This window comes from Eubacterium xylanophilum ATCC 35991 (genome assembly GCF_000518685.1).
GTDB classification, from domain to species: domain Bacteria; phylum Bacillota; class Clostridia; order Lachnospirales; family Lachnospiraceae; genus Eubacterium_F; species Eubacterium_F xylanophilum.
The window spans coordinates 1-11,331 of the sequence record NZ_JAEB01000040.1 but is presented as its reverse complement, the minus strand read 5'-3'; the positions used below and the strand labels follow the sequence as shown (position 1 = coordinate 11,331).

The window sequence follows — 11,331 nt, the reverse complement described above, 5'->3', positions numbered from 1 at the left end:
CTGTTCCCTGCTTGCGTCTAAAGACGCACTGAACAGTCCGCCAACCGCACTACATTTTCTGGCAGAGCCCCTTGGGCTCATGGATTTACTTGCCTTGTTTTACCGGCTCACCCGTAAACGGGTCATAATACTCTTTCAATGACATTTGATCGTATTCCAAATCCTCTTGTATCTGATTACGTATATACTCCTGTATTTTCTTTGCATTTTTCCCAACAGTATCTACATAATAACCTCGACACCAAAAATGCCGATTTCCGTACTTATATTTTAGATTTGCATGTCTTTCAAATATCATAAGTGAGCTTTTCCCTTTAAGGTATCCCATAATCTGTGACACACTGTATTGGGGCGTAATTCTAACAAACATATGCACGTGATCTGGCATACATTCTGCTTCTATTATCTCTACTCCCTTTCTTTTGCATAACATACTAAGTATGTTTCCTACATCAGCTCGTATTTTTCCATAGATTACTTTTCTACGAAACTTTGGGGCAAATACAATATGGTATTTACATTCCCACTTTGTATGTGCTAAACTATTCATATCCATTATTGGATCCCTCCTATGTTATTGATAGTATGGTTGGCGAACCATTTCTATTATAACATAGGAGTTTTTTCTTGAAGCTGAAGCTTATGTGGGTCACACCGGCATAGCCGGTGGTTTATTTTTATTGCTATACAAACAAAGAGGAGATGACACACTACGTACATCTCCTCTTCGCTCATATTTATTAAATAAAATAAAGAAAGGACTGATTAATAACCTTAATCTAATTCTATTCCTATATCAACCTGCCATCTCGTAGATTTTCATCATAGGCATTACGATAGCACCAACTACACCACCTACAACTACTGCCAAAAGTACGATTACTGCTGGCTCCATAGCTGTTGTAAGATTCTTAGTTGCAGTCTCTACTTCCTGCTCATAGTACTCAGCAACCTTATCGAGCATGGCCTCAGTATTACCTGTTTCTTCACCGATTCTTATCATATGATATACCATCTGTGGGAATACTTCTGACGCTTCAAGTGGTTCTGACATAGGGATACCTTGCATTACATCATCTCTTGCATCAAACAAGATTTTTCTGATAACACGGTTCTCAATTACATTTGCCACAATTCCAATTGCTTCTACAAGAGGAACACCTGACATGATAAGTGTAGACATAGTCATACTAAACTTAGCACAAGCATTCTTGATTGAGAAATCCTTGATAATAGGAATCTTCAAACTAAGTTTACTATTTATCTGCTTACCGGATTCAGTATTCTTGAAGTACAGAATCAATACTATAATAGCTATTATTCCTCCTATTACAAACACCAAGTTTGCCACCATGAAATCCGATACTGCGATTACAATCTTAGTTGGAAGTGGAAGATCCTCTCCCATTGTCTTAAAGATTTCTTGGAAGTTAGGAATAACGTTAACCATCAATATAATTACTACACCTACTGCTACGATAAGTACCACTACCGGATAAATCATAGCTGATGTAAGCATAGATCTAAGCTTCTGATCTTTCTCAAACTGTGTACAGATTCTCTCGAAAGCTACGCTGAGGTTACCGGTTGCCTCACCAGCAGCTACCATGTTGATGAGAAGGTCAGGGAAAACCTTTCCTTCAAGGGCCATGGCGTTAGCAAGAGTCTCACCTTTTTCTACGTTAACCTGTACATTGTAGAGAGACTTACGAAGAACAGCATTTTCTGTAGATGTCTGCATCATCTTGAGACCTTCTACTACAGTTACACCGGCATTCAGCATACTGTAAAACTGTCTACAGAAAAGTGTGATGTCTTTGAGTTTAACCGGATTACCGATTGAGATATTCCAAGCTGCGTTGTCAAGACTTGTAGTCTCCTGTACGGAGTGGACGATAGCTCCATCTCCTTTGAGTTTCTGTCTTGCAGCGTCTTCGGAAGCCGCCTCGACAGTACCCTTTTTATCTTTACCATACTTGTCAGTAATTTTATACTTAAACGTTGCCATCTAACGCACCCCTTCCTTTACACAAGACGCTTAGCAAGTGCATCCTTGTCCTGAGCAAAGATCAAAGCCTCGTCCTTGCTTACTGTACCTGCAGAGTACAAATCAAAGATACAATCGTCCATAGTTATCATACCTTGTTTACGGCTAGTCTGAATAACAGATGGAATCTGATGTCCCTTTCCTTCACGGATAAGAGCTCTAACTGGAGTTGTTGCATGCAAAATCTCGAATGCGGCAACTCGTCCATTGCCATCTGCTGTCTTAAGCAACTGCTGTGAGATGATAGCCTCAAGCAATGTTGCAAGCTGCAATCTGATCTGTGGCTGCTGATGAGGTGGGAATACGTCGATTACACGGTCGATTGTTGCAGCTGCACCAATCGTATGCAATGTTGAAAATACCAAGTGTCCTGTCTCAGCTGCAGTGATTGCAGTAGAGATAGTATCAAGGTCACGCATCTCTCCTACGAGGATAACATCAGGGTCTTCACGGAGTGCTGCACGAAGTGCATTAGCGTAGTTGTCAGTATCCATACCAATCTCTCTCTGGTTAACTATTGACTGCTTATGCTGATGCAAGTACTCGATAGGATCCTCCAACGTAATAACATGGTGACTATAATTCTCGTTAATTCTATTGATAAGAGAAGCAAGTGTAGTAGACTTACCACTTCCTGTAGGTCCTGTTACGAGAACCAAACCTCTCTTCCTATTTACCAAATCAATAACTGAATCTGTAAGTCCCAGATCCTCTGGCTGTGGAATCTCCGAATTGATAAGACGGATTACGAAAGCCATTGATCCCTTCTGTTTGAATACGTTAACACGGAAACGGCCCTGATCAGGAATGGCATATGAGAAGTCTGCCTCACCTGTGTCATTGAAGTCTGCGATGAGGCGCTTAGGAATCATCTGCTCAACCAATGTCTTGGTATCTGCACCTGTCAACGGGTTCTGTGTTAAGTTTTGTAATGTACCATGGATTCTACACTTAATCGGAATACCTACTGATACATGCACGTCTGACGCGCCTACTTTTCTCGCCTGTATTAGGATGTCATCAAGAGTCATATCACTCTTCCTCCTTTATTCTACTATATTCTTCACACTTTTTGTTGTCTCTACTGATGTGATGCAGTAGTCGTTACATTCTATAACCTATTTTATATTATAACCCATGTAATGGGTAAAATGCAAGTTTTCTTTGAAAATTATCAAAATACACAAAAAATTTTCATATTTTTGTGCTATTCGACAGTTGTAGTTTTACTCAGCAGCTATACGCTCAACCTCTGAGATTGTCGTCACACCCTTGAGAACAAGCTTGGCAGCTCCAACTCTAAGAGTAGTAAGCCCTTCCTTGAGGGCAACCTGCTGGATTTCCTCAGCTCCGCCACCTTTACTGATAATCTCTCTGAGGGCCGGAGTAATCGGCATAATCTCATATACACCGATACGTCCTCTATATCCTGAACCGTTGCAGTATACGCATCCGCCCGGCTTAGCCTCATAAATCTTAGGATGAGAATCACCGCGAAGTCTCAAGCGCAGCTTATCCTGCTCATTGAGCTCATGTTCCATCTTGCACTTAGGACATATACGTCTCACAAGACGCTGAGCGATGATACCAACTACTGAGTCGGCAACCATGTATGGCTCAATTCCCATATCCTCAAGACGTGTTACTGTACTGGCAGCACTGTTTGTATGGAGTGTACTTACAACCAAGTGACCTGTGATAGCGGCCTTAACCGCGATATTCGCTGTCTCCTCGTCTCGAATCTCTCCGATCATGATGATGTCCGGGTCCTGACGAAGGATAGATCTAAGAGCTGTTGCAAATGTAAGTCCCGCTTGCTCATGCACCTGAACCTGATTGATACCGTCTACATCGGCCTCTACCGGGTCCTCTACAGTGATGATATTAACCTCACCGGCATTCAACTCGTTAAGAACTGTATAAAGTGTGGTTGACTTACCACTACCTGTAGGTCCTGTTACAAGGATAATTCCATGTGGATTCATGAGGATTCCGTCAAATCGCTTCAACTCTTCCTCTTGGAAACCGAGTTCGCTCTTCTCTTTGTTAAGGCCTGCCTTAGAAGCGATACGCATAACCACCTTCTCGCCAAAAGTTGTTGGAAGTGAAGACACACGGAGGTCATACTCGACACCGTTGAATACAAGTGTCATACGTCCATCCTGAGGTGCTCTCTTCTCAGAGATATTCATACCTGATACGATTTTGATACGAGCGACGATAGCCGGATGAAGATCGATCGGATATCTCGATGACTCCTGCATGGCACCGTCTATACGATATCTAACTCTGGTCTCTTCCTCAAGGGCCTCGATGTGAATATCACTGGCACGTTCATTTACTGCCTGCTCTATAATCTTATTAACGAGCAATACGATAGGTGAATTATCAAGTTCATCGTTATTCTCCTCTTCACGATTGCTCTTAAGTTTCTCTGCCTTCTCACGTCTCTCCTCTGAGTAGGACTCCGCCAACTTGGCAGATTGATTCTTACCATAGTACTTCTCTATGGCATACATAATATCTGATGGAGTTGCAACCATCGGCTCGATCTGCATGTTAGTCACGATAGAGATATCGTCGATAGCGATGATATCTAGCGGGTCTGACATGGCAACGCCGAGTATGTTGGCATTTTCCGGATCAAACTGAAAAGGAACGACATTGTGCTTTCTGACGATGTTCTCAGGAAGCATGGCTATTACTTCCGGAGGGATCTTGGCCTCACGAATCTTGGCCATCGGAATATTCATCTGCCTATGAATAGCTTCTCGTATCTCCTCTTCTGTAGTCATCTTGAGCTCGATCAGAGTCTGACCAAGTCTCTTCTTGAGTTCTCTCTGTTTGCTAAGTCCTTCCATGAGCTGGTCTTCCGTGATTATACCAGCATCTACAAGAACTTCACCTAATCTTTTTCTAACTCTAGTTCCCATTGACAACACTAACCTTTCTTAATCTTAATCATTATCAAACTACTATCAATTCTCTTCAATGTTTTTGGCATCTTTGCGCTGTCTTAGTTTCTTGCCGATTATAATACCGCCAACTGCAACAATAGTAAATATCACGAACTTACATGCATAATCCCCAAATGCTAACCAAAGTTCCATCAGCCATACCTCCTAAATACTTCACATGCAGTACTAGTGTCTGTTGGAGAGTTCTCTCACGACATCGTCCCATGTCATGCCCTGCTCCACCATCAATACCATCATGTGATATAGAAAATCCGAAATCTCATATGTGAGCTCTTCGTTGTTATTATTCTTCGCCGCAATGACGATCTCCGTAGCTTCTTCACCACATTTTTTGAGAATCTTATCAATACCCTTGTCAAACAAGTAGTTGGTATATGATCCCTCTTTTGGATTCTTCTTTCTATTCTCTATAGTGTCAAATACCTTTGTCAATATAGTTAGTGGATTGGTATTATCATACTCCTTGCTGGCAAGTTCTGTATAGAAGCAGCTTCTCGCACCTGTATGACATGCCGCACCTACCTGGTGAACCTTGGCAAGGATGGTATCCTTATCGCAGTCAATACTGAGACTCTTCACATATTGATAGTGTCCTGAAGTATCTCCTTTGCACCAAAGCTCATCACGACTTCTGCTATAATAAGTCATCTTTCCGGTTTCAAATGTCTTGGCATATGACTCCTCGTTCATATACGCCATCATGAGGACCTCTCCCGTCTTGTAATCCTGAACAATACAAGGGATAAGACCGTTGGAATCCAGCTTAAACTCCGAAAAGTCAACTTTTGATTCAAATATATCGATATCCACTCCGGCATTCTTGAGCTTGTTCTTGATCTTGAAAATGTTCTTATCAAGATAATAATTGGTCGAAACGCCGCTCACAAACGGAAGTTTCATAAGTTCTTCGAGATCATTTCTCAAAAGGCTGTCTCTTATGAACACTTCCTTACCGTACTGAGTGAGTTTTCTCTCGAGTACTGTTCCCACATCAACATGCTTTATCAAGAGACGAGATGCAGGGAGTGGTATCTTGTCAAAGTCGATATCTGAGTTAATCTCAAGGACAACTCTGTCCTCTCCAAATCTGCTGATTACTTCTTTGATTACGTCGTCATGGCAAATCTCGTACTTGATGACAAGCTTCTCTGCTCCTGTGTAGAAAGCTTTCTTGCCATCCTCAAATCTCTCAACATACATACCCACGATGAAAGGAATGTCAATCTTGTCATCTATCTCCTTCAAAGTAGTTATGAATTCTTCACGCTCTTTTTCAATCTTAGAATAATTGTATATAAACAATGCATCTGCGCCGGCAAAGCTATATGCCTCTGCCTGCTTTACAATATTAGATGCAATCTCATTTTCTCCATTTATAAATGGTATAAGCTTCTTCTCTGACATGTTATCCTCCTACAATGAACCTTTTGTTGATAATACACCGTCAACTCTCTCATCTATGCGAGTTGCCTTGTCCATAGCCTTGCTCACAGCCTTAAACATCGTCTCTATGATGTGATGCGTATTGATGCCGTCAAGCTGCTTTATGTGCAGGTTCATGCCCGCGCCTGAAGCAAATCCCATAAAAAACTCTCTTACCGTCTCCGTCTCGAAGTCCCCCAACTGCTCTGCCGGAAGCTCCGCGTCAAAGCTAAAGTATGATCTTCCACAAAGATCAACGCTAGCCAATATGAGCGCGTCATCCATAGGTAGAATCATATCTCCATATCTGGCAATACCGCTCTTATCTTTGATGCATTCTGCGAACGCCGTTCCCAACACGATACCGGTATCCTCAACTGTATGATGTGTATCCACATTCGTATCTCCCTTGACATGGACTTTCATGTCAAAAAAACCATGTCTCGCAAATCCCTCGAGCATGTGATCAAAAAAACCAACACCAGTATCAATCTCGTACTTTCCGGTACCATCTAGATTCAGTTCAATTACAATATCCGTCTCTTTGGTCTTTCTTGTGCACTTTGTCTTGCGTTCCACAAAAGCACCTCCCTATAATAATCAAATACTAACACACTTCTTTTATTCTACCATAGTCGTGAAGAAAAATCAAGACAGCTGTGGTTTATTCTTTTTTTTCAGTAAAATATTTCTCGTATAGGTCAGGGCGGAACATTTTCGTTCTTTCTAACGACTTCTCATGACGCCACTCATCCACCTTCTTGTGGTCCCCGGATAGAAGTATCGGCGGAACGCTTTTGCCAAGTATCGTCTCTGGCCTTGAGTACTGCGGATGCTCTAGAAGTCCATCAGAAAAGCTCTCATTTACTGCCGAATCGCCATTGCCAAGGACTCCGGGGATTAGTCTGGATACCGCATCGATAACTGTCATGGCCGGCAGTTCGCCACCGGTGAGGACATAATCTCCCACTGATACATAATCTGTGACTATCTCCTCTAATATCCTCTCATCAACGCCTTCGTAGTGGCCACAGAGGAACACTAGCTCTTCTTCTGCGGCAAAGTCTCTTGCCATCTTCTGATCAAAGGTATGCCCCCAAGGTGTCATATATATAACCCTTCTCTTCTTGGCAGTCGACTTCTCCTTGATGGCCTCAAAACACCTGTGGATTGGTTCCACCTGCATGACCATCCCCGCGCCGCCACCGTATGGATAGTCATCCACCTTGCCGTGCTTTTCAAGGGTATAATCTCTGATATTTATCGCTTCCCATCCAAGTAACCCCTTCTCGGAAGCGCGACCGATGATGCTTCCTCCCATGATGGTGTCAAACATCTCAGGGAACAAAGTCATTATATAATAATTCATCTTATCTCCTTCATCACATGAGTCCGGGCATCACGTGAGCGATTACCTTGTGATTTTCTACGTCAACTTTCTTGATACAGTCAGGAATCGACGGGAACAATACCTCTTCGCCGTTCTCTAACTCAATTATAAATACATTATTGGCACCGGTCTCCATAACATCTCCAAGCTTTCCGATGTACTTTTCTTCTTCGTCAACTACGTCAGCGCCTATAATATCGCATATAAAGTACTCGCCTTCTTCAAGCTTTACTGCGTTTTCGCGGCTTACCATTAGGTCGCACTTTCGGAACATTTCAACTTCGTTTATATTATTATACTCCTTGAACTTGAGGATGACAATATTCTTAAAATACTTGACATTTTCCACGTGAAGGCTTATAGCTTCTTTTTTATATATCAAAAATATCTCTTTGCCCACCAAATCATCAAATCTTCTGGCATCATCAGTGGTCGGGAAAACCTTTACTTCGCCCTTGATGCCGTGGGTTGTGGTTATGACACCAACTCTCAACAAATCGTCCATATCTCTTCCTCTTCTTAGAAAAACATGCCTGCACGCAATGTACAGGCATGAATATGCTTATTACTGAATATCAACAAGGATCTTCTTGTCAGTCTGTGCTGCAGATGCACGAACTACAGTACGGATTGCTTTGGCAATCTTGCCCTGCTTTCCGATAACTTTTCCCATGTCATCCGGAGCAACTGAAAGGTTAATTACAACTTCCTTGTCATTTTCTGTCTCTGTAACAACAACAGAACTAGGATCATCCACTAATGCGCAAGCAATTACCTCAACTAATTCTTTCATACTGCTTACCTCCATATTGTAAAACCCTAAGGTTCATTGTGGTATTACTTCTCGATACCAGCCTGCTTGAACAAACGAGCAACTACGTCTGTTGGCTTAGCTCCGTTAGCAAGCCACTTCTTAGCCTCTTCCTCGTCAATCTTAACTTCAGCTGGCTCCTGATTTGGATCATAAGTTCCGATTTCAGCGATGTTTCTACCATCTCTAGGAGATCTCTCATCTGCTACTACAATTCTATAAAATGGAGCTTTTTTCTGTCCCAATCTCTTCAATCTAATCTTTACCACAATTTTCACCTCCTTTGAGTTTCTTGATTAATTTATATTCAAAAAAGTAATATACTTTTTGAATCCACGTTAAAATATTCTCTCACGGATCACATTCCGCCAAATGGGAACTTGAATCCTCCGCGTCTCATCTTCTTGCCAGACATCATACCTGACATCTGCTTCATCATTTTCTTGCTCTGCTCGAATTGCTTTACAAGTCGATTAACTTCGCTTATGTCAACTCCAGCTCCGGCAGCAATCCTCCTCTTTCTAGATGGATTGATAATCGCCGGCTTCGACCTCTCTTCCTTGGTCATGGAACGAATAATCGCCTCTGTTCCCTTGAGAGCATCGTCATCTATGTCTAAATCCGCAGGAAGTCCCATTCCCGGGAGCATACTGAGAATACTGGACAAACCGCCCATCTTCTTCATCTGTTCCATCTGATCAAGAAAATCATTGAAGTCATAACTGCTGTCCTTGATCTTCTTGCCAAGTTCCGCAGCCTTTGCTTCATCAATCTCTGCTTCTGCCTTCTCGATAAGCGATAACACATCACCCATGCCGAGAATTCTCGATGCCATACGGTCAGGATAGAACTGCTCGAGGTCGGATAATTTTTCTCCCATTCCGACATAGTAGATAGGCTTACCGGTGATGGAACTGATAGACAAAGCCGCACCGCCTCGGGTGTCACTATCGAGCTTAGTAAGTATTACACCATCTATAGACAGCTTCTCATCGAACGTTGACGCAACATTTACCGCGTCCTGACCCGTCATAGAGTCAACAGTCAAAATAGTCTGATGTACATCTACACCTTCCTTGACATCCTGCAACTCCTGCATGAGTTCTTCGTCGATGTGGAGTCGACCAGCTGTATCGAGGAAAATCATGTTGTAACCATTTTCCTTTGCATGCTCTATGGCTGCCTTGGCTATGTCGACCGGCTTGTGGTTGGTTCCCATAGAAAACACAGGAACATCCACCTTCTTACCGTTAATCTGCAACTGCTCTATCGCCGCAGGTCTATATATATCGCATGCCACCAAAAGTGGCTTCTTGCCTTTTTCTTTATACTTGGCTGCAAGCTTGGCAACAGTAGTCGTCTTACCTGCACCTTGAAGACCACACATCATAAGGACCATGATCTGGTCTCCCGGGAGAAGTGGAATCTCCGTAGTCGTCTCGCCCATCATCTTGACAAGCTCTTCATTAACGTACTTGATAACAGTCTGTCCCGGAGTAAGACTATTAAGCACGTCCTCTCCAGTAGCCCTAGTCTGAACAGCCTTGGTAAACTGCTTAACTACCTTAAAGTTAACATCTGCTTCCAAAAGAGCCATCTTAACTTCGCGACATGCGGCCTTGACATCGGCTTCAGTGAGGCGTCCTTTGCTCCTTAACCCCTTGAAAACGTTCTGAAATTTTTCACTTAAACTCTCAAAAGCCATGCTCTCGCCTCCTAAAAAGAATCAAGTATCTCATCTGTCATTCGCAAGATTGTAGTCCGGTCCTCATCACTCATACTTATATCAGTCTCCACTACTGACTGTATCTTCTCAAGTCTGTCCTTAGCTTCTTGAAACTTTGCAAAAAGCTGCATATCCTCTTCATACTTCTCGAGCTTATTGCTACAGCGCTTGATAACATCATATACGCCCTGTCTCGTAATCTCGTACTTACCGGCAATCTCACTTAGTGAATAGTCATCGAGGACATATTCCTCAAACATTGCTCTATGCCTTTCCTTGAGCAATGGTCCATAAAAATCATATAAATTGGACAATCTAACGAGTTCATCTAAATCTCTCAGCGATGTCCTCTCACTTTTCAAATTAGTTTTCTTCATAAAAATACACCCCTAAAGAACTAGTAGTGTTAAGTAAAAACCTTTACATAGTTTACCACTTATCTTTAGGGGTGTCAAGTATTTTTCTTTAAATAGCCTTAACAAATTTAGAATTTCTTCGCCTTTACTACCTTTACCTTCTTGTTTCCTGCATTCTTCATTATTATCTTCTTGTACTCTTTGTACTTTGATTTTGGTACAATCACCTTGATTTTGTGCGGTTTTCTACCAAAAGTATAAAAAAGTTTTTTCCCCCATTCCTTTATTTTAACTGACTTAATTTTTATTGTTTTAAGCTTTTTCATATCTGAAAAAGCTCCTTCTCGGATATTGGTGACACCGGATGGTATGGTTACTTTTTTCAGACCGCAGCCTATAAGACAGTGCTTATCTAGTACTCTTAGTGATTTAGGTAATCGAAGTATTCTGAGTCTGGGGTCTGAATCTAGGAAGCTGTCTCCTAACTCTCTTACCCCGTTTTTTAGAGTTAACTCTTTTAAAAACGGAATATCCGCTAACGACGCTTCATCAAGCTTCTTGACCGTCCCTGGAATTATTATTTTCTTTATATTTGTCCTTG

14 protein-coding genes are annotated in these 11,331 nt (G+C 42.1%); all 14 read right to left on the bottom strand.

The window, feature by feature from the left end; all coding sequences use genetic code 11:
* Positions 1-85: 85 nt before the first annotated feature.
* Positions 86-556: an IS200/IS605 family transposase gene (tnpA, locus tag L877_RS0106965; protein ID WP_026835460.1), complete on the bottom strand. Its 471-nt coding sequence runs from the start codon at positions 554-556 to the stop codon at positions 86-88.
* Positions 557-796: 240 nt separating this feature from the next.
* Entirely contained in the window at positions 797-2,008 is a 1,212-nt protein-coding gene (locus L877_RS0106960) for a type II secretion system F family protein (protein WP_026835459.1), read from the bottom strand.
* A 17-nt stretch (positions 2,009-2,025) separates the two neighbouring features.
* Entirely contained in the window at positions 2,026-3,078 is a 1,053-nt protein-coding gene (locus L877_RS0106955; protein ID WP_026835458.1) for a type IV pilus twitching motility protein PilT, read from the bottom strand.
* A gap of 195 nt (positions 3,079-3,273) precedes the next feature.
* On the bottom strand, positions 3,274-4,980 hold the full coding sequence (locus L877_RS0106950; RefSeq protein WP_026835457.1) for a GspE/PulE family protein: 1,707 nt from the start codon (positions 4,978-4,980) through the stop codon (positions 3,274-3,276).
* Positions 4,981-5,025: 45 nt separating this feature from the next.
* Positions 5,026-5,157: a hypothetical protein gene (locus tag L877_RS14485; RefSeq protein WP_278244189.1), complete on the bottom strand. Its 132-nt coding sequence runs from the start codon at positions 5,155-5,157 to the stop codon at positions 5,026-5,028.
* Positions 5,158-5,190: 33 nt separating this feature from the next.
* Positions 5,191-6,429, bottom strand: coding sequence for a bifunctional phosphoribosyl-AMP cyclohydrolase/phosphoribosyl-ATP diphosphatase HisIE (hisIE, locus tag L877_RS13895; RefSeq protein ID WP_084554813.1), 1,239 nt, complete (start codon positions 6,427-6,429; stop codon positions 5,191-5,193).
* Positions 6,430-6,438: 9 nt separating this feature from the next.
* Complete coding sequence (gene hisB, locus L877_RS0106935) at positions 6,439-7,026, bottom strand: imidazoleglycerol-phosphate dehydratase HisB (protein WP_026835456.1); 588 nt, start codon at positions 7,024-7,026, stop codon at positions 6,439-6,441.
* Positions 7,027-7,111: 85 nt separating this feature from the next.
* Positions 7,112-7,816 (bottom strand): tRNA (guanosine(37)-N1)-methyltransferase TrmD, encoded by a 705-nt coding sequence (gene trmD / locus L877_RS0106930; protein ID WP_026835455.1) that lies wholly within the window; start codon positions 7,814-7,816, stop codon positions 7,112-7,114.
* Between the two features lie 13 nt (positions 7,817-7,829).
* Positions 7,830-8,342, bottom strand: a complete 513-nt coding sequence (rimM, locus tag L877_RS0106925; RefSeq protein WP_026835454.1) for a ribosome maturation factor RimM — start codon at positions 8,340-8,342, stop codon at positions 7,830-7,832.
* Positions 8,343-8,402: 60 nt separating this feature from the next.
* Complete coding sequence (locus L877_RS0106920; RefSeq protein ID WP_026835453.1) at positions 8,403-8,630, bottom strand: KH domain-containing protein; 228 nt, start codon at positions 8,628-8,630, stop codon at positions 8,403-8,405.
* Positions 8,631-8,674: 44 nt separating this feature from the next.
* Complete coding sequence (gene rpsP / locus L877_RS0106915) at positions 8,675-8,920, bottom strand: 30S ribosomal protein S16 (protein WP_026835452.1); 246 nt, start codon at positions 8,918-8,920, stop codon at positions 8,675-8,677.
* Positions 8,921-9,006: 86 nt separating this feature from the next.
* Positions 9,007-10,353 (bottom strand): signal recognition particle protein, encoded by a 1,347-nt coding sequence (ffh, locus tag L877_RS0106910; protein WP_026835451.1) that lies wholly within the window; start codon positions 10,351-10,353, stop codon positions 9,007-9,009.
* An 11-nt stretch (positions 10,354-10,364) separates the two neighbouring features.
* Positions 10,365-10,751, bottom strand: a complete 387-nt coding sequence (gene ylxM / locus L877_RS0106905; RefSeq protein ID WP_051437731.1) for a YlxM family DNA-binding protein — start codon at positions 10,749-10,751, stop codon at positions 10,365-10,367.
* A gap of 107 nt (positions 10,752-10,858) precedes the next feature.
* On the bottom strand, positions 10,859-11,331 hold a 473-nt coding region (locus L877_RS0106900), incomplete at its 5' end, for a leucine-rich repeat domain-containing protein (RefSeq protein WP_026835449.1).